Genomic DNA, 26,162 nt, shown 5'->3' with positions numbered 1-26,162 from the left:
TATGCCGATAGCACTCGCATTCTTCGTCCATTACGCCTACTTCATCCTGTTTATCTGGGTGCTGGTAGAGCAGCTCGGCATTCCTGTGCCGAGCGTCCCGCTGTTGCTGACGGCGGGAACGCTGAGTGCCACCCACAGAATTCATCACCTGACGGCCCTGCTGGCTGTTCTTGCCGCCTGCGCTCTCGCCGACTCGATGTGGTTTCTCATGGGCCGCCGCTATGGCAGCAGCGTGCTGAAGCTGCTCTGCCGGCTCTCCTTCGAGGCATCCACCTGCGTCAGCAAGACCGAGGGCTACTTCACCCGCCGCGGTCCGGCCACGCTGCTGTTCTCGAAGTTCATCCCCGGACTCAGCACCGTCGCCCCTCCGATCGCCGGTCAGATCGGCATGCCGTACCTGCGCTTCCTGATGTGGGATCTCGCAGGCTCGTTCCTCTGGGCCGAGGCCTTCCTTCTGCCCGGCCGCTTCTTCGGCGACGTAGCGCAGAAGAGCGCGCCGTTCTTCCACTGGCTCGGCCACTTCGCCTTCTTCATCTTCATCCTGATGGTGCTGGGCTTCATGTCCTACCGCTTCCTCAAGACCAGGAAGTTCCTCCAGCAGGTACGCGAGATGCGCCTTGAGCCGGAAGAGCTGAAGGCGATGATGGACCAGGCAGAGGAGCACGGCAACCGGCCTCCCTTCATCGTCGATCTGCGCCATCCGCTCGACTACAAGCCCGATCCCCGCGTCATCCCCGGTTCGCTGCGCATCGGCCCCAACGAGATTCGCCAGCACAGCGAGATCATCCCCCGCGATCGCGACGTCGTCCTCTACTGCACCTGCCCCAGCGAGGAGACCAGCGCCAAGCTCGCCCTCCAGCTGCACAAGCTCGGCGTCTACCGTGTCCGTCCACTTCGCGGTGGCTTCGACGGATGGAAGGAGGCCGGCTACCCGCTGGTCGATTATGTCGTCGACACGCCCGCAGAGGCCGTACTCCCGTCAGAGATCGCGCCGGCTCCACAGGAACCGAAACCGGCGCTGCCCCTTCTCTGATCGCTCCTCAGGCTCCCAGCCTGAAGTTCACCGTAAACGTCGTCTGCACCTCCGTCGGATCGCCGTTCAGCCGATAAGGCTGATAGCGCGCCGAGCGGATTGCATCCAGTGCCGCCGCGCGCAGCATCTCCGGCCCGCTCAACACGCGCAGGCTCTCCACTGCGCCCGTCTTCGAGATCACAGCCTCGACAATCACCACACCCGCGATGCCCGCAGCCTTCGCAATCGCAGGGTAGACAGGTCGTATCGGCGTCAGCAGCAGTCCGGCGGAGACTCCTGACGAGACGTGGATGCGCTTTGCCTGCTCTGGCTTCGCGACCGAAACGTTCGTCCCTGCTCTGTCGATTCCCGCAGCCAGCGCAGAAGGCAGACTATCGCTTGATCCTGTTCCCATATTCACCGGCCCAAAGGCCACCGGGGCATCAGCCGGGGCTGCGGGGCCATGGGGAATCAGCGACACGATCGTGCGTGTCACTGCTTGCAGAATCGGTGACGCGTCCGCGCTCGCTGATTGCGGCCTGCTCTCGACTGGCAACGGCGGCTTTGGTGGAGGAGGCGTAAAGACCAGCGGCGTCTCCATATGCAGGGAGAGCCGTTCCGGGTGCAACAGTGGAAATGTGATGAGCGCGATGGCTACAGCTGCCTGCAGGGCCATCGACCCAAGCATCGTCCAGCGCGTCGCCGTGGTAGCCTGTGCAGCCTGCGATTCAACGAAACTATCCTCGAACATAAGCTCCTCCGAACCGTCTCAGATTCAAAGAGCGCATTGAGCGAGAATGCGTCTGTTGTTAGCGTTAGACCCCTGCGGCGACGAATTTGTTCCCGCAGCTGTTGGATTTGCGTGCACAACGTCTTCGCTTTGAGCGATCATGAATCACCATGGCACATACGTCCCCCACGCTCACCGAGGCGCCACCAGCGTTCAGTACGGTCACAGCTCCAGCCAAACGCATCCTGTCGATCGATGTGCTGCGCGGCATCACCATGGCCTTCATGATCCTGGTCAACGATGCAGGCGACGGCCATCACACCTATGTGCAGCTGGAGCACGCCGCCTGGAACGGCTGGACCCTCACCGACCTCGTCTTTCCGACCTTCATGTTCGTCGTGGGCATGTCCATCATCCTCTCCATCAACGCCCGCCTGCAGCGCGGCGCCAGCAAGCGCGACCTCGCTCTTCACACCTTCCGGCGCGCTGGGGATGATCTACCTCGTCTACACCTTCCTCTCGCTCTATCCCCACTTCAACGTCACCCACTTCCGCTTCTACGGCGTGCTGCCACGCATTGCGATCTGTTACCTCATCGTCGGCCTTATCTGTCTGGTCACCCAGAGCGCCGGTTCGCTGCTGGCGATCGCTGCGGCCCTGCTGGTCGCCTACTGGGTCATGATGCGCTTCGTTCCGGTCCCCGGCTTCGGCGTACCCGGCATCGACATACCGCTCCTCGATCCGGATCGCAACCTCGTCGCCTGGCTCGACCGCGGCATCATCGGATTCCTGCAGCGCACCATTCACACCGGCAGGCTCTACGAGGGAACCCGCGATCCTGAGGGTCTCCTCAGCACCCTCCCCGCCATCGCTACTCCACTTATCGGCGCCGTCGCGGCTCTCTGGCTGCGCCGCGCGGAGGGCAAGTCGCCGCTCATCACCCGCGCGCAGTGCGCCTGGGGATTCGTCGCTGCAGGCATCGTCGGCATCACCTCCGGAATGGTCTGGAACATCTGGTTCCCGATCAACAAGAAGCTCTGGACCAGCTCCTATGTGCTCTTCGCCGCGGGCTGCTCGCTCCTCGGCCTTGCGCTCTGCTATTGGCTGATCGACATCAAGCACATCAACGAGACCAAGCTCGGCCAGAAGCTCACCTGGCCCTTCTTCGTCTTCGGCTCCAACGCCATCGTCGCCTACGCCGTATCCGACCTGCTGGTGGAGACCTTCGGCAACATCCACACCTCGGTCCTCGGTCCCAACGGCAAGCCGCTCTCCCTCTGGGGCTGGACCTACTGGCACGTCTTCGCCAGCCACGGCTCCACCAATAACACCTCGGCGGCCTTTGCACTGGCCTACGTGGTGCTCTGCTTCATTCCCAACTGGATCCTCTGGCGGAAGAAGATCTTCGTGAAGCTCTAAGAGCGTCTGCCATTTCGTTCCATGCCGTCTGAGCCGTTACCATAGACCACGGCGCGGCTTACCGCGGCATGGAGCAGAAATTGGCGTACAACGATCTTCGCGAATGGATTAACGAGCTTCACAAGGCAGGCGAGCTGAAGCGCATCAACATCGAGGTCTCCACCGACCTTGAAATGGCGGAGATCGCCGATCGTGCCGCGAAGATGGGCAAGGGAACTGCCAAAGCAGGCGGGCCTGCTTTGCTCTTCGAAAATGTCAAAGGTCATCCCGGCGCGCGCGTTCTCATGAATCAGTTCGGCAGCGAGCGCCGCATGCGTCTCGCCCTCGAAACCGACTCGCTCGATGCCATCGCCGATCGCATTCGCCTCCTCCTCAAGCCCGAGACGCCTAGCAGCCTGATGGACAAGCTGAAGATGCTGCCCAAACTTGCCGAGGTCGGCAGCTTCTTTCCCAAAGTTATCTCAGCGAAAGACGCACCCTGCAAGCAGGTCATCCTGCGCGGCGATCAGGTCGACCTCAATCGCATCCCCATCCTCAAAACCTGGCCCCAGGACGGGGGCCGCTTCATCACGCTGCCCTGCGTCATTACGAAGGACCCGCATACCGGTAAGCGCAACGTCGGCATGTATCGCATGCAGGTCTACGACGGCAAGACCACCGGCATGCACTGGCAGCGCCAGAAGGTCGCCGCCGAGCACATGCGTGAGCGTCTGCGCGCTACCTCCGAAGACGCTGCAGCAGCGGTTGATCTGATGGCGCAGACCGCAGGCGGCACAACGGCAGCCTCATCTCCCGAGAGCATCCCTGCGGCAAGCCTTAACAAGATTCGCGGCCAGCGTATGGAGGTCGCCGTCGCCATCGGCGCCGATCCCGCGACCACCTTCTCCGCCATCGTTCCTGCACCGCCCGATGTCGAGGAATACCTCATCGCAGGCTTCCTGCGTCAGAAGCCGCTTGAGCTGGTCAAGGCCGAGACCGTCGACCTCGAAGTGCCCGCCAACGCCGAGTACATCCTCGAAGGTTATGTCGAATTAGGCGAGCTCCGCACCGAAGGCCCCTTCGGCGACCACACCGGCTTCTACACCATGCAGGACGACTATCCCGTCTTCCATGTCACCTGCATGACTCACCGCAAGGACCCCGTCTACACCGCCACCATCGTTGGCAAGCCGCCCATGGAGGACGCCTGGATGGGCAAGGCCGTCGAGCGCATCTTCCTTCCGCTCATGCAGCTCACCCTGCCTGAGATTCGCGACGTCAACCTGCCGCCCGAGGGTGTCTTTCACAATTTGATGATCGTCTCGATCCGCAAGTCCTACGCCGGACACGCACGCAAGGTGATGAACGGCATCTGGGCCATGGGGCAGGCCATGTTTACCAAGTGCATCGTCGTCGTTGACGAGGACTGCGATGTGCAGGATGTTGCCGAGGTCGTCCTGCGCGTCACCAACAACATCGACCCCGAGCGTGATATCCAGTTCACCCTCGGCCCCGTCGATTCGCTCGACCACGCCAGCCGCCTGCCCAACTACGGCAGCAAGATGGGCATCGACGCCACGCGCAAGTGGGCCGCTGAAGGCTTCAACCGTCCATGGCCTCCCATGCTCACCATGGACAGCAAGGTCAAGGCAAAGGTAGACGCCATCTGGTCGAAGCTGGGAATCGATTAGCTACTCGGCTGAGACCAGCGTAATCGCCGTCAAATTTCGCACCCAGCGCTGCGGCTTCTTGTCGGCCGAATCGATCAGCTTGATCTGGCCGTCATCGCCCAGCGGCTTGCCGTTCATGCTCGTGGCGACGATTACGTCGGCGGCATGCTCCGAGCCCTCGATCTCCGTCACCGAGTAGAGCACCCAGTATTTGTCCGTGCCCTCGGCCTTGATGTAGCTCCGCAGCATCCTGCGATGCGTCGCCTGCCCGACAGCAAATCCATTGCCGGCGAGCAGGTCGCCCAGCGCGACCCCCGTGTAGGTTTCGTCCGCCTTGGTGTGCTCGTTGTGCACGGTCACTGTCTTCTGGGGCAGGGCCGCGAGATCAGCGACGCTCAGGGTCTTCGTGTTGCCCTCGACCGTCAGTTTCAACTCCGTCGAAGGCGGTGCCATCGTGTGCTCATGGCTGGCCATCGCCTGGCCGTGGACAGCGTACGTCGCGGAGACAAGGCCTGCCGTGGCAAGCAGGATTGCGGAGCGGAGTGATTTCATGCGCTTATCGTACCGGAAGACCTCAGGAATCCTTCCTCCTGCCGTGAACAATCTGCGGCCTCACGCTATACTTCCAGTATGTCCATCGTCAAAAATGCCACTGCGATCGCTAAGGGAATGGGTATCACGCTCAAGGAGGCCTTTCAGCCAACCGAGGTAGAGAACTACCCCGACGGCAAAGGGCCCATGCGTGGCGCGCAGTTTCAACAGCGCTTCCGCGGCAAGCATCAGCTGCAGCGCGACGAGAACGGACTGGAGAAGTGCGTCGCCTGCTTCCTCTGCGCAGCGGCCTGCCCCTCCAACTGCATCTACATCGAGGCGGCGGAGAATACCGAAGAGAAGCGTATCTCCTCGGCAGAGCGTTACGCCAAGGTCTACAACATCGACTACAACCGCTGCATCTTCTGCGGCTACTGCGTCGAGGCCTGCCCCACCGATGCCATCACGCACGGCCACGGCTTCGAGCTGGCTTCGCTCAACGCCACCACGCTGGTCATGCGCAAGGAAGACCTTCTGGTCGCCACTCATGGCCTGCCGGATGTCGTGCAGTCCGACAAGGACAAGGCCGAAGTCCTCGCCTGAGCGGTCTTCAAATAGGCCTTCCGGCCTGTCCGCGCAGATGAAATAATAGAGCCATCCTTGCAGATGGATACGGCTGAGAACTCCCTTTTCGGCAGCGCTATGTCTGTAAGTGGGAGTTCACGTATTATGGTCGCCGTTTCAGAGAAGTCCTCTATCCTTCATGTTTGTCATCGCGAGATGCTTCGCCCCCTGCGCGACCAGATTCTTCGCCTCTCCGGCTTCGACGTCGATTCCACCCTCAGCTACGACGAAGGCTTGAAGATGTTCTGGGCGAAGCACTATGACCTCGTACTAATCGACGTGGACGGAGAGTCCGGCATTCAGTACGCCGAGAAGCTTTGCTCGGAGATCAAGACCGCACAGCATGGCCAGAAGATCGCCTTCGTCTGCAACTGGCGCGTCGCCATCCTGACCGACTGCCCCGATGACATCGTACGCACCGAGTTCGATCCCGAGGCCTTCGTTGGCGGCGTACGAGAGATCTTCCAGCACTAGCCCGGGCATCGACGGCGTTTGTTGCGATCCTGTCCTGGGTGTGATAAAACAGTAAATACATTCAGTCTGCCCAGCAGACGCGAATTTCATGAAGAGTGGTTGAGGGACGAGCCCTGTGACGCCACGACAACCGGCCTGAAACCATTATTTCAGGCGACCGGTGTCAACTCTCTCCTGGAAACAGGGTACATGAGATTCGAGGGGCCTACCCTACATAGCCCCGCGAACTTCAGTCCACCCCGGACTGCGTGCATTTTCAGCACGCGGTTCTTCCATCAGAGACGTCATAGGCCTATTCCTCCTCCACCTTGGGAGAGAGTGTAATGAGCTATTCCTGTTCGGCCGTGGCGTATGAACTAAAGTGCAACGAGTGCGGAAAGCTATACGGTAACCAGCCCCTCTCAGCTTGCCCGGACTGTCTTGCTCCCCTCGAAGTGACCTACGACCTAGACGCGGCGCGAGGCGTCTTTACCCGTGAGGCCATCGCGAAGGGTCCGGCCAACATCTGGCGCTACGCCACCCTGCTTCCTCTACCCAAGGGCTTCGAGCCAGAGTTGCCCGTCGGCTTTACGCCGCTCCTCCGCGCGAAGCGGCTCGGTCAGCGCATCGGCGCGAACAACCTCTACATCAAGAATGACGCCGTCTGCTTCCCGACGCTCAGCTTCAAGGACCGTGTCGTCTCGGTCGCCCTCGCCAACGCGCAGGGCTTCGGCTTTAAGACCGTTGGCTGCTCCTCCACCGGCAACCTGGCCAACTCTGTTTCTGCACAGGCTGTCCGCCTCGGCCTCAAGGCTTGTGTGCTGGTCCCCGCCGACCTCGAGCCCGCCAAGATCCTCAACAGCCAGGTCTACGGTGCTCGCCTCGTCCGCATCGACGGCAACTACGACCACGTCAACCGCCTTTGCACCCTCATCGCCGACGAGTACAACTGGGGCTTCGTCAACGTCAATCTGCGCCCCTACTACGCCGAGGGCTCCAAGACCGTCGGCTACGAGATCGCCGAGCAGCTCGGCTGGAAGCTTCCTGACAACGTCGTGGTGCCCATGGCAGGCGGCTCACTCATCCGCAAGATCCGCAAGGCCTTCAACGAGCTGATCTATCTCGGCCTCGTCGAAGAGAAGCCTGTCCGCTTCTTCGGAGCACAGGCCACCGGCTGCTCGCCCATCTCCCATTCCGTCAAGGAAGGCTGGGACTACATCGAGCCGCAGCGGCCCAACACCATCGCCCGCTCGCTCGCCATCGGTAACCCGGCAGACGGCCCCGCCGCCTCCAAGATGATCCGCGAGACCGGCGGATGGGCTGAGGACGTCTCCGACGTCGAAATCGTCTCCGGTATCCAGGAGCTCGCCGAGACCGAGGGCATCTTCACCGAGACCGCAGGCGGCGTCACCACCGCCGTCACCGCCAAGCTCTTCGCCGAAGGCCGCATCTCGCCCGACGAGATCACCGTCAGCGTTATCACCGGCAACGGACTCAAGACCACCGACGCTCTCGTCGGCCACTATCAGCAGGAGCGCGCCGTGAAGCCCCGCCTGGCTGAATTCGACGCCTACCTCCGCGAGCTCGACGGCGCAGCGGAGCCCGAACTTGCAGTTGCAGGAGGAAATTGAACGTGTCCATCAAGGTAACTCTTCCCACCGCCTTCACCCGGCATACCGACGGCAAGAAGCAGTTTGACTCTGCCGCAGAAAACCTGTCCGGTCTGCTGACCGATATCGACCAGAGCTTTCCGGCGCTCGCCACCCAGATCAAGGGCGACGATGGAAAGCTCCGGAAGTTCATCAACATCTATGTCAACGACGAGGACATCCGCTTCCTCGGCGGCGAGACCTACGCCTTCCAGGATGGTGACGAGGTCATGCTCATCCCCTCGATCGCTGGCGGTCGCTGCTAAATAGGGCAGGGACGCACGCTTCAGGGCGCGCCGCGTGCGCGCCCTTTGTCTTGCCCATTCATCTATTTTTCCCCGGTACAACGTACGGATCGCCTTTTCTCTCTTATGACATGGAGCTATTGGAGCGCCCCAGAAGAGAGGTGTCATACACAATGTTTCTTATTCTTGCGATCGTACTTTTCGCGGCCTGGATCGGTGGTTTTCTCGTCTTCAAAACAGCCGGAATCCTCATTCACCTGCTGCTGATCTTGGCTGTCCTGTCCCTCATCATGAACTTCGTCGCCGGTAAACGCTCAGTCTAAGTCTTTAAAGAAGAAGGGCGGCCCTTTGAGGCCGCCCTTACTGCTTAGCGTTTGTTTCATTCTGACTACTGGTGCTGTTGCGGAGCAGGCTGCGGAATCTCGATGTTGCTCGTCAACACCGGCGCAAGCGCATCCGGGGTCTCTTCCTTTAACTCCGGCAATTTACCTTCCAGCGCAATCTGCAGCACCTGGTCCATCTCTTCGACAAAGTGCAGCTTCATGCTGGTCTTCAGCAGCTCCGGCAGATCGGCCAGATCCTTCCTGTTCTCCTCCGGCAGCACTGCTTCGAAGATGCCCGCACGATGTGCCGCCAGCAGCTTCTCCTTCAGACCACCGATCGGAAGTACCTTGCCGCGCAGCGTGATCTCGCCGGTCATCGCAATATCGCGACGCACCTTGATCTTCGTCAGAGCGCTGGTAAGCGCCGTCGCCAGCGTGATGCCCGCGGACGGCCCGTCCTTCGGAATCGCTCCCTCCGGCACGTGAACATGGATGTCGACGTTGCGATAGAAGTCCTTCGCCAGTCCAAGATAATGCGCACGCGAACGCACGTAGCTCATCGCAGCCTGTGCCGACTCCTGCATCACGTCGCCCAGTTGTCCGGTCGTCGTCAGCTTGCCCTTGCCGTCCAGAACCTGTACTTCGGTCTGCAGAATCGATCCGCCAACCTCCGTCCAGGCGAGCCCGGTCACAAGACCGATCTCGCTCTTCTCATGCACCTGCGAGTCGCGGAACTTCGCCACGCCCAGCAGGTCGGCGATGTTGTCCGCCGTGACCACCTCGCTGTGCTTGGCGCCGTTCTTCACCACGCGGCGAGCCACCTTGCGGCATACGTTACCAACTTCGCGCTCCAGATTACGCACACCCGCCTCGCGCGTGTAACCGCGAATGATCTGGCGAATTGCGTCGTCGTCGAACTTGATCTGCTCCTCGGTCAGGCCAGTTGCCTCGCGCTGCTTCTTGACCAGGTACTGCTTCGCGATCTCCAGCTTTTCAAGCTCGGTATAGCCATGCAGCCGCAGGATCTCCATACGATCCTGCAACGGGCCGGGAATCGTGTGCAGCACATTGGCCGTCGCGACGAACAGCACCTGCGAGAGGTCATACTCCACGTCGAGATAGTGATCCTGGAACGACGTATTCTGCTCCGGGTCCAACACCTCAAGCAGCGCGCTCGCAGGATCGCCACGGAAGTCCGAGGCCATCTTGTCGATCTCATCCAGCATGAAGACCGGGTTCTTCGTTCCCGCCTTCTTCATCGACTGGATGATCTGCCCCGGCAGGGCGCCAATGTAGGTGCGGCGATGTCCGCGAATCTCAGCCTCATCACGCACGCCGCCCAGCGACATGCGCACAAACTTGCGGCCTGTCGCCTTCGCGATCGACATACCCAGCGAGGTCTTGCCCACGCCTGGAGGCCCGACGAAGCACAGGATCGACCCCTTCGGATTCTTCACCAGCTGACGCACCGCAAGAAACTCGAGGATGCGCTCCTTGATCTTTTCCAGGCCGTAGTGGTCCTCGTTCAACACCTGTTCCGCGTGATCGATCGAGCGGATATCCTTCGACCGCTTCTTCCACGGCACAGCCAGCAGCCAGTCCAGGTAGTTGCGCGAGACCGTCGACTCCGCCGACATCGGCGGCATCGCCTCCAGCTTCTTCAGCTCCTGCAGCGACTTGTCCAGAGCCTCCTTCGGCATTCCGGCGGCGTCGATCTTCTTCTTCAGCTCATCGAACTCCGACTTCTCGCCGCGGCCCAGTTCCTTCTGGATGGCCTTAATCTTCTCGTTGAGGTAGTACTCTTTCTGCGCCTTCTCCATCTGGCGCTTCACGCGCGACTGGATGGTGCGGTCCATGTTCAGCTTCTCGATAGCGAGATCCAGCACGTCGGCCACGCGGACCAGGCGATCTTCCGGATCGAAGACCTCAAGCAGTTGCTGCTTCTCCTCGATGGGGAGCTGAAGGTTGGCCGCAATAATATCGGCCAGCTTCGCAGGCTCGTCAGGACGCACACTCGCGGCCATCGTCTCGTAGTTCAACGACTGCTGCAGCTTCACATACTGCTCAAACAGCGAGTGGACCCGCTGCATCAGCTGCTCTACCTGCGGCGTCTGCTCCAGCTGCGTCTTGCCCGTGCGTACTGTGGCGACAAAAAATCCGTCGGCGTCGCTAACCTCAACGGCTCGTCCGCGCTCCACGCCCTCGACCAGCACCTTGATGTTGCCGTCGGGCATCTTTACGCTCTGCACGATGTTGCCGATCGTTCCCGTCGCATAAATATCGTCCGCGCTCGGCTCATCCACCGAGGCGTCGTGCTGTGTCGCGAGAAAAATCTTGCGGTCCCCCGAGAGCGCCTCTTCCAAGGCGCGAACACTCGATTCCCGCCCCACGACGAACGGCGTCATCATGTGCGGAAAGATGACCATATCGCGAATGGGCATCATGGGAAGCTTACGAACGTCTGCGCTCAGTGTGTCTTTGGTCTGGTTACTCATCGCTCTCCCTGATTAGACGCTCGACTTGCGGCGACGATGCAACGTGCCTTTGCCGCGGCTTTCAGGTGATTGTAATGCTTTCATGAAATTCCTGCGCATCGGAGTTAGGCAAGAGGAGAAGGGAATTGGTCTTGTAGCGAACATAGAAAAACGCGGCAAACGGTATACCGTCGGCCGCGTCTCTCGTTGATATTCTTTCGACCGCTCAGCCTGCTTTTTCCAGCAGGATCGGCAGCGTCAGATCGCGATTCTTCACCATCGTCTCGGTGATCGTGATCTCCTTGACCTTCTTGTTGCCCGGCACGTGATACATCAGGTCGAGCATCAGCTCCTCGATGATCATGCGCAGTCCGCGCGCACCGACCTTGCGCAGCAGGGCCTCACGAGCGATCGCGCGCGCTGCCTCGTCGGTGAACGTCACCTTCACGCCCTCGAAATCGAACAGCTTCGCGTACTGCTTCAGGATTGCGTTCCGCGGCTTGGTAAGAATCTCGATCAGCGCCGCCTCATCCAGCTCGTCAAGAATGCCCATCACCGGCAGGCGTCCCACAAACTCCGGAATCAGGCCGTACTTCAGCAGGTCCTGCGGTTCCGCCTGGCGCAGCAACTCCGAATCGCGCTGTGCACGGATCGGCATCACTTCGCCATCCTTGTTCGGCTCCGTCTCGCCGATCGCGCGGAAGCCCAATGCCTTCTTGCCGACGCGGCGCCCGACGACCTTCTCCAGGCCGACAAACGCGCCGCCGCAGATGAAGAGAATGTTGGTCGTGTCGACCGCGGTGAACTCCTGGTGCGGATGCTTGCGTCCACCTTGCGGCGGAACGTTGGCAACCGTGCCTTCGAGGATCTTCAGCAGCGCCTGCTGCACACCCTCACCCGAAACATCGCGGGTGATTGAGGGGTTCTCATCCTTGCGGCCAATCTTGTCGATCTCGTCGATATAGATGATGCCCGACTGCGCACGCGCCACATCGCCATCAGCCGCCTGCAGCAGCTTCAGAATAATGTTCTCGACGTCCTCACCTACGTAACCGGCTTCCGTCAGAGTGGTGGCGTCCACAATGGCGAACGGGACATCCAGCATCTTCGCCAGCGTATGCGCCAGCAGGGTCTTACCGGAACCCGTGGGTCCAACCAGAAGGATGTTTGACTTTGCGAGCTCGACATCGTTGCCGCGCGTCTTGTTCATCTGGATGCGCTTGTAGTGGTTGTAGACCGCAACCGCCAGCTTCTTCTTGGTCATCTCCTGACCAATCACGTACTCGTCGAGGAACGCCTTGACCTCCTGCGGCTTAGGCAGGTGGGCAGGCGCAGCGCCTGGCTGTGCCTCGGTGCGGTCGTCTTCGAGGATGGAGTTGCAGACCGCCACACACTCATCGCAGATGTACGCGCGCGGATAATCCGAAGGCGATGAAATCAGCTTAGCGACGGCATCCTGAGATTTGTGGCAGAAAGAGCAGCGTAGTGATTCCTCTGAGCCCCGTGATGTTTTCATAGATGCGGCAACTCCTCGCGAAGCGTGCTGGCACGAACTTCTGACATCAGTCTACACCTGTTCTTCGAAGGAAAAGAGGGACGCCACGGTACGGGAGGTACCCCATCCGGTGACCACCGGATGTCACAAAGGTGTTAGACAGCAAAGGCCCGAATGCTGGCATTCGGGCCTCTGCTGGAGAAAGTACAGGGTTTAGGTGCGCGGACGGTCGATGATGTCGTCGATAATGCCGTACTCCTTGGACTGCGACGCCGTCATGATAAAGTCACGCTCCACATCGCGCTCGATCCGCTCAAGCGACTGGCCCGTGCTGGCGCTCATCAGCTTGTTGGTGATCTCGCGGATGCGCAGGATCTCGCGCGCATGGATGTCGATATCCGTCGCCTGTCCGCTCAGACCGCCCATCGACGGCTGGTGGATCAGGATGCGGGAGTTGGGCAGAGCGAACCGCTTGCCCTTCTTGCCTGCCATCAACAGGAAGGCGCCCATCGACGCTGCCTGGCCGATGCAGAACGTCACAACATCGTTCTTGATGTATTGCATCGTGTCGTAGATCGCCAGGCCGGCCGTAATGGAACCGCCCGGCGAGTTGATGTACAGCTGGATATCCTTCTCCGGGTCTTCACCGCTCAGAAAAAGCATCTGCGCAATGATGACGTTCGCGATGTTGTCATCGATCGGCGTCCCCAGAAAAATGATGTTGTCGCGAAGCAGACGGCTGTAGATGTCGTAGGCACGCTCGCCACGACTCGTCTGCTCGATCACCATCGGTACCAATCCCATAACGCTCTCTTTCCTGTTAGTCGTTCCGTCCGGGTTGTGATTGGAGGGGATAACTGCTACGAGGCCAGCTTCTCGTAGAGCACGCTTGCAGTCTTCTCGCGGCGCATCTGCTCGCGAATCCTCTCGAGGCCGCCATCCTTCTCCAGGCGCTCACGCAGACCCTCGAGCGGCTCGCGCGACTGGAGCGAAAGCATCAGCAGTTCGCGGTCCATGTCGTCCTCGCTGACCGTAATGCTCTCCGCTTCGCCGATCTTGTCGAGAAGCATCGACGCCTTCACCTCGTTCAGAGCCTGCGGGCGCTGTGCATCGCGCAGCTGCACGAAGTTCAGCTGACGCATCGCCTCGGTCGTCATGCCCTGCTGGGCAAGCGCACGCAGACCGCGATCCAGCCGCGCATCCACCTGCTGCTGCACGAACGATTCGGGAACCGGGAACTGGAACTTCTGCACCAGCTCATCCAGCATCTTGTCGCGTGCCTGGCTCTCGAGCGCGTTCTTCTTGCGGTCGGCGGCCATCTCGCGCAGCTTGGTCTCAAACTCCTCCCAGCTCTCGTAGTTGCCAAGCTGCTTGGCAAACTCCGCATCGCGCTCGGGGAAGATCTTCTTCTTGATCGACTTCACGGTGACGTCGTAGCCAACCGTCTGTCCCGCCAGGCGGGGCTCGCCGAAGTCGGCCGGATAGCTGACCTCGAAGGTCATCTCCTGGCCCGGCTTGGCGCCGCGCAGGGCATCGTTGAACGCAGGCAGCGTATTCTTGCCGCCAACCTCCACCAGCACATCCTCGCCGGTGATCGGATCGCTCTGGGATGCGTTCTCCACGCCATCCTCGGTCACTGTCTGCGCAAGCTCCTTCACCTCGCCCTTGAACGAGATCTCGGCCCAGTCGCCTTCAACCAGCGGACGATCCTCGTCCACCGGCTCGACCGTCGCATGGCTGTCGAGCGCACGCGAAAGCTCTGCCTGGTACTCGTCCTCGGTCAGAGCGACATCCGGCTTGGCAACCTTCACGCTGTCATAGCCGCTGATGTCGATGGTGGGTGCAATCTCGAACGCCGCCTTGAACTTCAGCGGCTGGCCATCGTGAAGCTGCAGATCCAGCAGTTGCGGCTGCGAGACCGGACGAAGCTCCTGCTCGTCGATCGCCTTGCGGAACCGCTCCGACACCAGGCTGTCCAGAACCTCCTGGCGCAGCTCCTTGGCAAACTTCGAGCGCACCAGCGACTCCGGAACCTTGCCTGCGCGGAAGCCGGGGATGCGTGCCAGCTTCGTGTAACGCTTCGTCACGACCTTGAAGGTCTTCGAAACCTCGTCCGCCGGAACCTCAACCTCGATCTCGCGGGTCAGTTCAGGGTTTAGCGAAGGGCCGTGTTGGTGGTGCTCATGGTCGTGGTCATGAGCGTGATCGTGCGTGTGCGCGGCCTCGATGGTGGTGGGCTCTGCGCTAACGATGTTCTCGGTCGTCTCTGTCGGGGTGGTCAAATCCATGCCTTCCAATGGGTCGCGCAAAATTACGCCGCAGTCTCGGCCCTTGCCTGTACTGCGCGATACGCGCCTCCTTACTACTGTACGAGGCTCGTTGCGGAGGGTCAAACCCCCGCAGCACGCTCGAAATCCACTTTGGGAGCTTGCAGTTTTCCTGTCCCTTACTTGCGGCGTACAAGCCTTCTAAATCGTGGCATGGCAACCGCAGGGCACAGGTTCTATGATGGGATGCAGTGAAACGCTCCACCGTAAAACCCCTGCCTGAAGCTTTCCAGCTCATCCATCAGTCGATTTCCTCCTGCGAACGCTGCGAGCGCTTGCGAAGCTACTGCAAGAACATCGGCGAGGTGAAGCGCCGCGCTTACCTCGACCAGACCTACTGGGCCCGCCCCGTGCCCGGTTTCGGCGATCCCCGTGCCCGCGTCCTCATCCTCGGCCTCGCCCCCGGAGCGCACGGCGCCAATCGCACCGGACGTCCCTTCACCGGCGACGGTGCCGGCTACTTTATGTACCCCGTCCTGCACGAGACCGGCTTCTCCAACCAGGCCGAGAGCCACTCCCGCGAGGATGGCCTCCGCCTGCGCAATGCCTGGATCGCCTCCGTCGTCCGTTGCGCTCCACCCGGCGACAAGCCCACCCCAGCCGAGCTGCGTGCCTGCGCCTCCCATCTCTCAGCCGAGATCGAGCAGCTCACCCGCGTTCGCGTCGTCGTCTGTCTCGGCAAGATCGCCTTCGACGGCTATCTCGCCTACCTCGTCTCGCAGGGCATCATCGAGCGCCGTTCCGCCTACCGCTTCACCCACGGAGCGCAGTACAAGCTCCCCAACGGCCTCCATCTGCTCGCCAGTTACCATCCGTCGCTGCGCAATACCAACACCGGTCGCCTCAATGTCGCCATGTTTACCCGCATCTTCATTCGCGCGGCAGAGCTCGCCGGCCTGGCCTAAGCAGCCCGGCAAATGCATCACTCTCCAGCTCTTTGGCCCGTATTGCTCTCATCCTGCTCTGAAGCCAACCCCTGCAGAAAAGCGGGAATCCTACCTAGATAGCTGCAACAGCAGGGAATTAACCGTCAGGAATTTAAGACTGCGAGGATAACGCATGAGTGCAAAGAACTATTGGCTGGCTTTTGGGATTGGCGTCTCTGCCGGAGCTGCGATCGCGCTGCTTTATGCGCCACAGAGTGGAGTTCGTACCCGTAAGCAGTTGCGTAAAGGCGTTGAGGGTGCCGTGGAAGACGCCAACGACTATCTGCAGGATGCAGGCGACTATCTGAAGTCGCAGGCAGAGAAGTTCAGCGACGAGGCGCAGGGGGCTGTGAAGCGCGCTCGCAAGTTCGCCGACAAGGCAGGCGATCGGGCCTCCGATGTGGCCGACTCTGTCTCCGGCGCCGTCGGCAGTGCCGTGAAGTCGGCTAAGTCGCTCGTCTAAACACCTAAACAGGAAGTTCTTTACTAACCAGCGACCTACTCTGGAGGGCCTACGGCCACCACCAGGTAGGTCGCTGGCGTATTACCCGTGTTCTGGATGTAGTGCCGATCGCCTGCCACGCAGATGCCGACATCTCCTGCCTGTAACTTCTTCGGCGTGCCATTGATCGTCAGCGTCACCTCGCCCTCCTGCACAAACCAGATCTCGGTGTGCAGATGCGTCTCCTCCGGCTCGTGCGGCGCTCCCACCTCCTGCGTCGTCTGGTGAATCTCCAGCTGAATATTGCCAGCCTTCAGCAGACCCTTCGTGAAAGCGCGGGACGTGCGCTTCGGGATCGATCCCGCCTTCGCCGCGGCAGGAGGGTAGGCGCCCGAGACGACGGCAGAGAGGGAAGCCGCCTCCGCATGGGGAACAGAAAAGGCAGCCAGAAGTGCAGGCACAAGGGACGCAAATTCGCGACGATCCATTCAACGCTCTCCGATAGTCATATTCGATTGCGTTAAAAACAATACGCCCCGGTCACTGCGACCGGGGCGTATCTTTCTGCTTGTTGTCGGTTTACACCGTGGTGAGCGCGAAGCCCGAAACCCTGTCGCCATCGCTCGAGATCGGACGATAGAACAGATGATTGTTATCCAGGTAGACCTCCAGGAACGCCGGGCGCTCCTGAATGCCGCCGGCGATCAGAGCCTCCGACAGCGGGTCTTCGATGTACTTCTGCAGAGCTCTGCGCAGTGGGCGAGCGCCATACGTGCGGTCCGAAGCAGTCTTTTCAATGATCCACTTCTTCGCGTCGTCGGTCACTGAAATCGTGATCGCCTTGTGCACAAGATTTACGTTCAACTGCTGTACCAGCAGCTCGAGAATCTGCATCAGGTCCGAATCCGACAGCGAGGTGAAGATGATGATCTCGTCCAGACGGTTCAGGAACTCCGGGTTGAAGGTGCGCTTCACTTCGCCCTTCACCAGCTCCTCCATCTTGTCGAGCACCATGTCTTCCTTCTCGCTCTGGAAGCCCAGTCCCTGCCGCTTCTGCAGGTGCTTGGCGCCGATGTTCGAGGTCATGATGATGATCGTGTTCTTGTAATCGACCGTGTTGCCAAGGCCGTCGGTCAGCTGTCCGTCTTCAAACACCTGCAGCAGCAGGTTGAAGACATCCGGATGCGCCTTTTCGATCTCGTCCAGCAGAACGACGCAGTACGGATTGCGCTTCACACGCTCGGTGAGCTGGCCGCCCTCCTCGTATCCAACGTATCCCGGAGGCGAACCGATCAGCTTGCTCACGGAGTGCTTCTCCATGAACTCCGACATATCGAAGCGGATCAGCGACTTCTCGCTTCCGAACAGGAACTGCGCCAGCGTGCGCGCCATCTCCGTCTTGCCGACGCCCGTCGGCCCCAGGAACAGGAAGCTGCCGATCGGACGCGAAGGATTCTTGAGGCCCGCACGCGAACGACGAATCGCCCGTGCCAGCGCCGAGATCGCCTTCTCCTGCGAGATCACGCGCTTGTGCAGCTCTTCCTCCACGCGAAGCAGGCGTTGCGTCTCCTCTTCCTTCAGCGACGTCACCGGAACACCCGTCCAGCGGCTCACGACATCCTCGATGTCCTCGCGCGTCACAATGCCAGCGCTCGAATCATCCAGGTGATACTTGTCGCGCAGCGCCCGCAGGTTTTCGCGCTCCTTGCGCTCCTCGTCCGAGTAGAACCGCGCCTTCTCGAACTCGTGGTTCGCAATCGCGTTCTCCATGCGGTGCACGATGAACTTGATCCGCTTCTGAACCTCGGTCAGCTCCTCGGGCAGGGAAGTCTGCCGCAGCTTGACCCGAGCTCCAGCCTCGTCGATCAGATCGATCGCCTTGTCCGGAAGGAAACGATCGGGGATGTAACGGCTCGAGTGCGACACCGAGAACGTGATCGCATCGTCCGTATAGCTGACAGCATGAAACTTCTCATACTTTTCCTTGATCCCCATGATGATCTTGATCGCATCCTCTTCGTTCGGAGGCGGGACCTTCACTGCCTGGAAGCGGCGCTCCAGCGAGCGGTCCTTCTCGATCGACTTGCGATACTCCGCCGGGGTCGTCGCGCCGATGCACTGAATCTCGCCGCGGCTCAGCGCCGGCTTCAGGATGTTCGCCGCATCCAGCGATCCCTCTGCCGATCCTGCGCCCACCAGCGTATGCAGCTCGTCGATGAAGACGATGGAGTTCTGGTTTTCCATCAACTCCTTCATGATCGTCTTCAGCCGTTCCTCAAACTGTCCGCGATACTTCGTGCCAGCCACAATCAGAGAAAGATCCAGCGCCAGCACGCGCTTGTCCGCAAGAAAGCTCGGGACCTCGCCGTCGGCGATCTTCTGCGCCAGCCCTTCCACAATCGCCGTCTTGCCCACGCCGGGCTCGCCGATCAGCACCGGGTTGTTCTTGGTGCGGCGGCACAGGATCTGGATCACGCGGTCGACCTCGGTATCGCGGCCCACCAGCGGGTCCAGCTGCTGGTCCAGCGCAGCCTGCGTCAGGTCGCGCGAAAACTCCGCCAGCATGCTCTGCTCGCCGCGCTGCGATGATTTGCTCGACTGCGACGCCGGGGTCTTCTCCTGCGTCGTGCGCTGAAGCTCCTCGCGGATCGCCGGCAGCCTCAGGCCGCGCTCGGTCAGGATCTCTGCCGCAAAGCACTTCTCTTCGCGCAGCAGGCCCAGTAAAAGATGTTCTGTGCCGATGTGCTTGTGGCTCAGACGCTCCGCCTCTTCTGCGGCATACGCCAGCACACGCTTGCACTCGTTAGAGAGCGGCAGATCGACCGAGGTCGATACCTTCTCGCGAATCGTCGTATGCCCTTCAATCTGCTTGCGAATCGACTCCACCGACGCGTGCGACCGCAAAAAGCGGTTTGTCAGTGCCTTGTCCTCGCGCAGCAGTCCCAGCAGAAGGTGCTCTGTCTCAATGTATGGTGACCCGAACTGGCTCGCCTCGTAGCGGGCAAAGAAGATCACCCGCCGCGCCTTCTCCGTGTAGCGTTCGAACATGTTCTCCCCTTCGAACCGGCCACCACCACTGAGGCCTGGGAGCCCAAGGTGGCGCCATTACCTACCATTCTCCCCGCCTCAAACCGACTGCGATGAGAACACATCAGGTGCTACCGCTTCGTCTGCGGCGCATACCCATCCACTGATACTAGTGTAGCCGCCGCGTCAACTCGTTCTGTGCCCGCGAAAGTTACTGCTTACACTACATCAATAGCTATTCGACGCAATATGTGAAAAATAGGTGCGGCCGTCACCCTAAAGCCGTAGATCTTCTTCCAGGCGGCCACTCTTCAGCCGCAGCATCCGGGTGCATCTCCCTGCAAAATCAAGATTATGGGTCACCAGAACACTGGTCAGACCATGTGCCTGGTGCAGCCCCTGAATCAACTCGAATACCGCCTCGCCGGTTTTGGTATCCAGATCGCCCGTCGGCTCGTCCGCCAGCAGCAGCTTCGGCTCCGTCACCAGCGCCCGGGCCAGCGACACCCTCTGCTGCTCGCCGCCGCTCAACTCGCCCGACCGGTGATGCCCCCGGGCTCCCAGCCCGACCTCCGCCAGCCAGTAAGCCGCCTTCTCCAGGGCCTCTTCACGCCGCACCCCGCGAGCCAGCAACGGCATCGCTACATTCTCCACGGCAGAAAACTCCGGCAGCAGGTAATGGAACTGCCACACATATCCCACCTCGCGGTTGCGAAACTCCGACGCCTGCCGCGAACTGAACCGGCTCAGCTGAGCCTCGCCGCAGTACACCTCGCCCGCCGACGGCTTATCCAGCGCCGCCAGCAGGTGCAGCAGCGTGCTCTTGCCCGCGCCGCTCTCCCCCACAATCGCCACCATCTCCCCGGCATGCACCGTCAGGTCCAGCTCGCGAAACAGTTCCAGCCCACCCGCACCCTCGGCGACCTCGGCATACACCTTCGTCAGCCCCTCGGCGCGCAGCACCACGCGCTTCGCCGCGCCGGTCTCCATCACCGCTCCGCCGCTCAAGCCTCCACCTCGCGCCCGGCATGCGAGCCTAAAGAGATCGCGATCCGGTTCCACGCATTGATCGTCGTAATCGCCAGCGTCAGGTCCACCGTCTCTCTCTCGCTGAAGACCGCCCGCACCTCGTCATAGATCGCCTCAGGCGCATGGCCGTCCTGGATATTCGTCACCGCCTCGGCCCACGACAGCGCCGCCCGCTCCCGCGCTGTAAACGCCTGCGAGTTCCGCCACTCGGCCACCGCGATCCGCTCCGGCGTCTCGTTCAGCTTCTTCAGCTCCGCCGTATGCATCTCGATGCAGTAGGTGCAGTCGTTCAGCAGGGAAGCCCGCAGCCGCACCAGCTCCAGCAGCCCATGCTCCAGCCCCGAGGCTGTATTCACGTAGTGCTCCAGCTGCTGCATCTTCGCGATGCCCTCCGGAGCAATCTCCCAGTACTTCAACCGAATATCACTCACTGTGTATTGCCTTTCATCCAATCCAGCGATCTCGGATCGAGTTGGCGAGCCTCTTCCTGCAGATGCTTCGCCTCCTCCGGATGCTGGGTTTGCATCTCAAGCATGGAGTGGTACGCATACGTTCGCGCCAGGTAGCGGGCGTAGATCGTCTTCATCGCCGGCAGATGGTTGATGGCCTCTTCAAGGCTCCTCTCCGATCGCGCATAATCGCGCTCTGCATCGGCCTCCATCTTCGAGACGTGTTCGGCCAGCCCCTGCCAGTAATACGCCATTCCGTACTCCGCATCTTTCTCCGTCAACGACTGATCAGCCATCGCCGTCCCTACCTGAAACTCATGCAGGGCAGCTTGTGAATCATGCGAAAACAGCAACGCGATTCCATACTGCTCATGGGAGCTCCGAATCTCGTTCACCCGCTGCTTCTGATCCGGGAAACGCTCGGCGATCGACACCAGTTCTTTACATGCGACAACCGCTGCGGCCCAGTCCTTGGCGGCATTTGCCGTTCGGCACTCGGAATCTTTCGGGAAGTAGGACTGTCCGATCGCCTGATCGGATCGTTCCGTACTCTCAGGAATTCCCAGTGAGAACGGCACTTCGACTGCAACACGAACCGGAGCGACCTTTCCATCCACCTCAAACGGACGATAGTGCCACCTCCTCACCGCATCGACTGCGGCTGCTGTCAGCATCGGAGGCCCCGCGATCACATCCACCTTCGTAACCTCGCCCTGCGCATCCACGTTCGCCTGCAGCATCACCGTACCCTGCACATGCGCAGCCTTCGCAATCGCCGGATACTCCGGCTCGACACTCTTCGCCAGGTGCTGCGTCGCCTCGTTCTCGACGATCACACCTTGTTCCTGCGCATGGCTCCACAGCGACAGGCACAACACCGCGACCGTAAATCTACTCATACCGCAGCGCCTCCGCAGGCAGCACCCTCGCCGCGCTTCTGCTCGGATACAGCGTGGCAATCAGGCTCACTCCCAGCGACACCAGCGCGACAATCACCCCATCGCGCACGCGGGGTGCAAACGGCAGGTAGTCCAGCGAGTACACCGCGGAGTCCAGATGGATAAACCGGTAGTGCCCGCCCGCCCAGCTCAGCGCATAACCCAGCACCAGTCCCAGCACCGTGCCGATCACCGAGATCAGCAACCCCTGGAACAGGAAGATCCTGCGCACCTGCATCTCCGTCACGCCGAAGCTCATCAGCACCGCGATGTCCCGCGTCTTCTCCATCACCATCATGGTCAGCGCAATCAGAATATTCAGCGCCGCCACGCACACAATCAGCGCCAGCACGATGAACGTCACAACCTGCTCCAGCTGCAGCGCGCGGAACAACTCGCGGTTCTGCTGTATCCAGCTCGTCGTCTGAAAACCCTTACCTGCGGCCCCTTCGATCTCGACGCCGATCTCGTTGGCCTTGTACAGGTCATCCACCTTGAAGCTGATCACCGAGATCAGGTCCGGCTCACTGAACAGCCGCTGCGCATCCTTCAACCGCATAAACGCATAGCTCGAGTCGTACTGGTAAAACCCTGTACGAAAGATCCCCGTCACCATGCAGCGCTGATACTTCGGCACCAGGCCGAACGGTGTCATCTCGCCCTGCGGGCTCGTCACCACCAGCGTGTCGCCGACCTTCGCGCCCACCGTCTCCGCCAGGTCCTTACCTATCACGATTGGAGGCGTCGGAGCCACCTCTCCCGGCACAGGCAGGGAGGTCGAGGGCTCCAGCGAATCCGCCGAGCCCTCCGTGATCTTCTGCAGGATGTCTCCCACCGTCTTCTCATCCGCCGGCAGAATGCCCTTGATCAGGCCGCCGCCGCTTCGCGCTCCACGCGAGATCAGCACCTGCCCATACAGCCCCGGGGCCGCCGCCGTTACATGCGGCAACTGGCGCAGCCTCTCCAGCAGGGGGCGCCAGTCGCGGATGCCGTCCGCCGCAATCCGCATCAGGTCGACGTGCGCCGTCGATCCCAGCAGGCGGTCCTGCATGTCCCGCCGCATCCCATTCGTGATCGCCAGCGCAATAATCAGCGACGCCACGCCCGCTGCCACGCCGATCACCGAGATCGCCGTAATCACGCCCACGACCGCCTGCCGCCGCTTCGCCCGCAGGTATCTTGCCGCTACAAAAAGCTCAAATCGCATCGAACCTCAGCTTACTATCCGGCACGCAGGGTCCCTGTCCGACCTGTCAAGTCCTGCTCATCCATAAGATGCTTACTATCAGTCAATTACAGTTGCCGATCAGTTATCCTCCGCAGGCTATTTTTAACTTGGAGGCCTTTGCGTGTCCTTCCAGGCTGCAAGATAACTTTCGTAACCGTCCAAATAAACCCAATGATTCGAAGACTTTGCGCAAAACAGTGGGGAGGGTCAGGGTGCCGCAATCATCTTCGGCAGGTTCCAGTGCTGCCATACCGCCACCATCCGCAGCACAAAACAGACCACGGCTCCAGCCGTCATCACCACCCAGCGCGGCACCTTGAATCGCAGGCCTACCACCACCACCAGCGCTCCCGCCAGCGCCGCTGCTGCGTAAACATCTGAGCGCAGCACGCCCGGCACACGGTTCAGCAGAATATCCCGAATCGTCCCTCCGCCCACGCCGGTCACCGCACCCATCATCACCGCCAGCAGTGGATTGATGCCAAACTCGACCGCTTTTCCCGCACCCGCAATGGCGCACAGCGCAAGACCCGCCGCATCGAGCGTGATCAGCAGGTTCGGCGGAACCTCCTGGATCAGCCGGAAGCAGAAGAACACCGCTCCGCCGCCCAGCAGAGCCGTCGCCGGATATCTCCAGTCACGGATGCTGTTCGGAGGGATCGCCCCAATCAGCACATCGCGGATCATGCCGCCGCCCAGTGCTGTGGCAAACGCGATCACCAGCAGCCCAAGGATGTCCAGATCCGAGCGGATCGCCGCCAGGCCGCCTTCAACGGCAAAGACGAACGCTCCCATCAGGTCGACGATCAGCAGCAGGAAGTCAGGATGATAGAGATTGAAACGGCCGACTCCGCGACTGGTGCGTTCTTCCACTCCAGCCGTCTCGCTCATCGCACCACGGCCTTCGCCGCAGACATGTTCTCGTAGCGGTCATACACGCGCACCGCGACGACATGCTCCTTGGCATCCTCGATCGGCGCGGTCGCCTTCGGAATCTCCGCCGTGAAGTCGTAGTGCTCCGTCAGCGAGTCCGAAACCCTGCCCACCGGCTCCAGGTACTGCCACGGACCGGCGTCGATCGAATACTCCGCGTGCGCGATCGGCGAGGTCGCATCACGTGCCTCCAGCGTGATGTGAATCTTCTTCGCATCGCCCGCAACCAATGCAGCCGTCAGCGGCTCCCGGAACCGGCGGCGTCGTATCGACGACAAACACAGGACTCTCGCGCTCGCCCGTCATCGCATCCGCATCGGTGTGAGCCGGACCATCGCTGGCGACAACCTTCACGCTGTAACTGCCGTCCGGCAGCAGGGAAGAGTCGAAGCTGTAGTAACGGTCGGTGATCTTGTCCTTCAGCAGCCGCCAGTTCTTCTCGCCGACGCCGCGATACCAGACGGCGAACATCATATCGTCGCCGTTATCGTCATGCGCCAGCCATCGCGCCGTTACGCCACTCTTGTCCTTCTGAGCCGTCAAAGGCGTGCTGTTCGGGTCCTGTTGAAAGTTCATCGTCGGCGAGCCTGCGGGCTGCGGAAAACCAACCTGCACCGTCGTCGTCGGAGTCGGTGTACTGGCCGCCATGCGTGCGCCCGGCTGCACGACGATCTCATCAACGACCGGCGCAACGTTGCGCGTCAGGTAGTTCACGCCAACCGAGTCGATCGTCGCCTGCGCTCCTGAACCGGGATTCGCTTCCGCACTCGGATGAAAGACAGCCTTCCACTGCGCGTAGCGTCCGGCAGGAACCGTCACCGCTCCATCCGCTGCGATGCGCGACCACTCGCTCCAGCCCATCAGCGGGCTCTCGACGTTCCCGCTGCGCATCCACAGTTCGTAGCTCTTCTCCGCGCCGTCGATGCGCGTCTCGATGCGGCCCCACTGCGAGAAGCTCTGCGCATCGAAGACCTCGCTGGTATACGTCGACTCCTTCGCCGCAGCATCCGTGATCCGGAAGAGCTTGCCGCTGTTCGCGGTCGCGATCATCACGCCATCTCTCACCGGAGCGAAGGCTATCCCCTGGGCTGCATCCAGGTGGGCCAGGTCGGTGAACGTTCCCGGCCGATTCGTATCGATGCGATAGATCCGTCCCCGATTTCCCGTAGATGCCAGCAGGGCGTTGTTGCGGAAGGTCAGCGCATACACCACGTCATCCTTCAGTTGCACCAGCCTGCCGGGCGTGCCGTCCTTGTCGATGCGATAGATGTCGCTGCCTTCAGGCACCAGCGCGTTGGCTCCTGCAGCCGTCGAGGACGCGGGCTGCACAAACGTGATCGAGACGCCGACATTGCCGGTCACGGGCAGCGGTGGCAGAGGCGTCGTTCCCTTGCCGCCCACGCCTGCAACGTAGATGTTTCCCGCGGCATCCGCGGCCAGTGCGGTGATCTCGCGGCGCGGGGCGGCGTAGACGGCAAACGGCTTGGCATTGGCCGCTTTCGTGTCGATTCGGTAGACCACGCCCGAGCCATCGGAGCCCGCCCAGAGCGTTCCATCGGCTGTCATGAGAAGGCACCGGATATGCTGATCCGCCGTCTTGAAGAGCAGCTGCGCCTTACCGCCTGCCGCCGGAATGCGATAGACCGCGGCAGGTGCTCCTGCGGCAACATAAACGTCGCCCGTCTTGCTGACGGCGATATCCCACAGATACTTCGGTTTCTCCTCGGTCGTCGACGGATCGAAGATCGCTGTTCCCGTGCCGCCCGCCTGCGGGATGCGGTAGACTTTGCCGTCCGGCGAGGTGGCAGCGATGACCGAACCGTCGCGCTCGACTGCCAGACCCTGAATCGCAAGCTCCCTGGCTTCGAAGAGCTTCGTTGCTTTGCCATCGCCGCTCACGCGCATCACCTGCGCCGATCCCGCCGAACTTCCGCCCAGCCCCACATAAGCGTTGCCAGCAGCATCGCTGGCCAGAGACCACGCATAGCTCTTCGCGGAGTCATAGACCTGCGAGACAGCAGGTCCGGCCTCGAGGCGGCCGTCATTTCGGATGGCGACACCATCGGCGCTGCCACGCTCCATCGTGTCGTAACGATCCACCGTCCAGAGCTTCGTACCCTGTGCGAGTACCGCGGAAGACAGTGTCATTGTTGCAGCCAGAACCAAAACCGAATGCCGTCGCATCATCGTCCTCTGAGTCTAAAGCACCCGTGAAATGAAAGAGGCGAAGAGTGTGACCTCTTCGCCTCCGCAGAATCT

The 26,162-nt window shown here is 61.1% G+C and carries 25 protein-coding genes, 1 pseudogene and 1 riboswitch; of the genes and pseudogenes, 11 read left to right on the top strand and 15 right to left on the bottom strand.

Annotated elements, in window-relative coordinates; translation table 11 throughout:
- Position 1 precedes the first annotated feature (1 nt).
- Complete coding sequence (locus PW789_RS02940; RefSeq protein WP_299371042.1) at positions 2–1,033, top strand: VTT domain-containing protein; 1,032 nt, start codon at positions 2–4, stop codon at positions 1,031–1,033.
- Between the two features lie 7 nt (positions 1,034–1,040).
- Here the strand turns inward: PW789_RS02940 and PW789_RS02935 are convergent, their stop codons facing one another.
- On the bottom strand, positions 1,041–1,763 hold the full coding sequence (locus tag PW789_RS02935) for an energy transducer TonB (protein ID WP_299371040.1): 723 nt from the start codon (positions 1,761–1,763) through the stop codon (positions 1,041–1,043).
- 149 nt (positions 1,764–1,912) lie between these two features.
- Between PW789_RS02935 and PW789_RS20025 the strand changes: the two are divergent.
- From PW789_RS20025 to PW789_RS02920, 3 genes and pseudogenes are all read left to right on the top strand, one after another.
- Positions 1,913–2,140, top strand: a pseudogene (locus PW789_RS20025) (hypothetical protein); the annotation flags it as partial.
- 94 nt (positions 2,141–2,234) lie between these two features.
- Positions 2,235–3,161 (top strand): DUF5009 domain-containing protein, encoded by a 927-nt coding sequence (locus tag PW789_RS02925; RefSeq protein WP_299371649.1) that lies wholly within the window; start codon positions 2,235–2,237, stop codon positions 3,159–3,161.
- A gap of 80 nt (positions 3,162–3,241) precedes the next feature.
- Positions 3,242–4,831, top strand: a complete 1,590-nt coding sequence (locus tag PW789_RS02920) for a UbiD family decarboxylase (protein WP_299371623.1) — start codon at positions 3,242–3,244, stop codon at positions 4,829–4,831.
- Here the strand turns inward: PW789_RS02920 and PW789_RS02915 are convergent, their stop codons facing one another.
- A complete protein-coding gene (locus tag PW789_RS02915) occupies positions 4,832–5,362 on the bottom strand; it encodes a molybdopterin-dependent oxidoreductase (protein WP_299371038.1) in 531 nt (176 codons plus the stop codon). It abuts the gene before it with no gap.
- A 78-nt stretch (positions 5,363–5,440) separates the two neighbouring features.
- Between PW789_RS02915 and PW789_RS02910 the strand changes: the two genes are divergently transcribed.
- The 5 genes from PW789_RS02910 to PW789_RS02890 all read left to right on the top strand — a co-directional run bounded on the left by PW789_RS02910 (position 5,441) and on the right by PW789_RS02890 (position 8,635).
- A complete protein-coding gene (locus PW789_RS02910; protein ID WP_299371036.1) occupies positions 5,441–5,944 on the top strand; it encodes an NADH-quinone oxidoreductase subunit I in 504 nt (167 codons plus the stop codon).
- A gap of 126 nt (positions 5,945–6,070) precedes the next feature.
- Entirely contained in the window at positions 6,071–6,439 is a 369-nt protein-coding gene (locus PW789_RS02905) for a hypothetical protein (RefSeq protein ID WP_299371034.1), read from the top strand.
- 83 nt (positions 6,440–6,522) lie between these two features.
- Positions 6,523–6,635: riboswitch (SAM riboswitch) on the top strand.
- Positions 6,636–6,762: 127 nt separating this feature from the next.
- Complete coding sequence (thrC, locus tag PW789_RS02900) at positions 6,763–8,049, top strand: threonine synthase (RefSeq protein ID WP_299371032.1); 1,287 nt, start codon at positions 6,763–6,765, stop codon at positions 8,047–8,049.
- Between the two features lie 2 nt (positions 8,050–8,051).
- Complete coding sequence (locus tag PW789_RS02895) at positions 8,052–8,333, top strand: MoaD/ThiS family protein (RefSeq protein WP_299371030.1); 282 nt, start codon at positions 8,052–8,054, stop codon at positions 8,331–8,333.
- A gap of 152 nt (positions 8,334–8,485) precedes the next feature.
- On the top strand, positions 8,486–8,635 hold the full coding sequence (locus tag PW789_RS02890) for a lmo0937 family membrane protein (RefSeq protein WP_299371028.1): 150 nt from the start codon (positions 8,486–8,488) through the stop codon (positions 8,633–8,635).
- A gap of 65 nt (positions 8,636–8,700) precedes the next feature.
- Here the strand turns inward: PW789_RS02890 and lon are convergent, their stop codons facing one another.
- From lon to tig, 4 genes are all read right to left on the bottom strand, one after another.
- Positions 8,701–11,130, bottom strand: coding sequence for an endopeptidase La (gene lon, locus PW789_RS02885; protein WP_299371026.1), 2,430 nt, complete (start codon positions 11,128–11,130; stop codon positions 8,701–8,703).
- 205 nt (positions 11,131–11,335) lie between these two features.
- Positions 11,336–12,625, bottom strand: a complete 1,290-nt coding sequence (clpX, locus tag PW789_RS02880) for an ATP-dependent Clp protease ATP-binding subunit ClpX (RefSeq protein ID WP_299371024.1) — start codon at positions 12,623–12,625, stop codon at positions 11,336–11,338.
- A gap of 192 nt (positions 12,626–12,817) precedes the next feature.
- Positions 12,818–13,408, bottom strand: coding sequence for an ATP-dependent Clp endopeptidase proteolytic subunit ClpP (gene clpP, locus PW789_RS02875; RefSeq protein WP_299371022.1), 591 nt, complete (start codon positions 13,406–13,408; stop codon positions 12,818–12,820).
- 56 nt (positions 13,409–13,464) lie between these two features.
- Positions 13,465–14,886 (bottom strand): trigger factor, encoded by a 1,422-nt coding sequence (gene tig, locus PW789_RS02870; RefSeq protein WP_299371020.1) that lies wholly within the window; start codon positions 14,884–14,886, stop codon positions 13,465–13,467.
- 236 nt (positions 14,887–15,122) lie between these two features.
- Here tig and PW789_RS02865 point away from each other — a divergent pair, with 236 nt between their 5' ends.
- Together PW789_RS02865 and PW789_RS02860 are read left to right on the top strand one after the other, a co-directional pair.
- The gene (locus tag PW789_RS02865) at positions 15,123–15,836 is read left to right on the top strand and encodes a uracil-DNA glycosylase (protein WP_299371018.1); all 714 of its coding nucleotides are present in this window, start codon (positions 15,123–15,125) and stop codon (positions 15,834–15,836) included.
- 154 nt (positions 15,837–15,990) lie between these two features.
- Positions 15,991–16,320 carry a YtxH domain-containing protein gene (locus tag PW789_RS02860; protein WP_299371016.1) on the top strand — a complete coding sequence of 110 codons (330 nt, stop codon included), beginning with the start codon at positions 15,991–15,993 and terminating at the stop codon, positions 16,318–16,320.
- 35 nt (positions 16,321–16,355) lie between these two features.
- Here the strand turns inward: PW789_RS02860 and PW789_RS02855 are convergent, their stop codons facing one another.
- The 9 genes from PW789_RS02855 to PW789_RS02815 all read right to left on the bottom strand — a co-directional run bounded on the left by PW789_RS02855 (position 16,356) and on the right by PW789_RS02815 (position 26,051).
- Positions 16,356–16,787 carry a cupin domain-containing protein gene (locus PW789_RS02855; protein ID WP_299371014.1) on the bottom strand — a complete coding sequence of 144 codons (432 nt, stop codon included), beginning with the start codon at positions 16,785–16,787 and terminating at the stop codon, positions 16,356–16,358.
- A gap of 91 nt (positions 16,788–16,878) precedes the next feature.
- Positions 16,879–19,347, bottom strand: a complete 2,469-nt coding sequence (locus PW789_RS02850; RefSeq protein ID WP_299371012.1) for an ATP-dependent Clp protease ATP-binding subunit — start codon at positions 19,345–19,347, stop codon at positions 16,879–16,881.
- Positions 19,348–19,602: 255 nt separating this feature from the next.
- Positions 19,603–20,316 carry an ABC transporter ATP-binding protein gene (locus PW789_RS02845; protein ID WP_299371620.1) on the bottom strand — a complete coding sequence of 238 codons (714 nt, stop codon included), beginning with the start codon at positions 20,314–20,316 and terminating at the stop codon, positions 19,603–19,605.
- A 14-nt stretch (positions 20,317–20,330) separates the two neighbouring features.
- Positions 20,331–20,786: a carboxymuconolactone decarboxylase family protein gene (locus tag PW789_RS02840; protein WP_299371010.1), complete on the bottom strand. Its 456-nt coding sequence runs from the start codon at positions 20,784–20,786 to the stop codon at positions 20,331–20,333.
- Positions 20,783–21,703: an energy transducer TonB gene (locus PW789_RS02835; RefSeq protein WP_299371008.1), complete on the bottom strand. Its 921-nt coding sequence runs from the start codon at positions 21,701–21,703 to the stop codon at positions 20,783–20,785. The genes PW789_RS02840 and PW789_RS02835 overlap by 4 nt, the downstream gene beginning before the upstream one ends.
- On the bottom strand, positions 21,696–22,949 hold the full coding sequence (locus tag PW789_RS02830; RefSeq protein WP_299371006.1) for an FtsX-like permease family protein: 1,254 nt from the start codon (positions 22,947–22,949) through the stop codon (positions 21,696–21,698). Before PW789_RS02830 ends, PW789_RS02835 begins: the two co-directional genes overlap by 8 nt.
- Positions 22,950–23,177: 228 nt before the next feature.
- A complete protein-coding gene (locus tag PW789_RS02825) occupies positions 23,178–23,861 on the bottom strand; it encodes a trimeric intracellular cation channel family protein (protein WP_299371004.1) in 684 nt (227 codons plus the stop codon).
- Entirely contained in the window at positions 23,858–24,133 is a 276-nt protein-coding gene (locus tag PW789_RS02820) for a hypothetical protein (protein ID WP_299371002.1), read from the bottom strand. Before PW789_RS02820 ends, PW789_RS02825 begins: the two co-directional genes overlap by 4 nt.
- Entirely contained in the window at positions 24,084–26,051 is a 1,968-nt protein-coding gene (locus tag PW789_RS02815) for a hypothetical protein (RefSeq protein ID WP_299371000.1), read from the bottom strand. Before PW789_RS02815 ends, PW789_RS02820 begins: the two co-directional genes overlap by 50 nt.
- Between the last annotated feature and the right edge of the window lie 111 nt (positions 26,052–26,162).

The organism is Edaphobacter sp. (assembly GCF_028283685.1).
Taxonomy (GTDB): domain Bacteria; phylum Acidobacteriota; class Terriglobia; order Terriglobales; family Acidobacteriaceae; genus Edaphobacter.
This window is presented reverse-complemented; position numbering and strand designations above follow the sequence as displayed.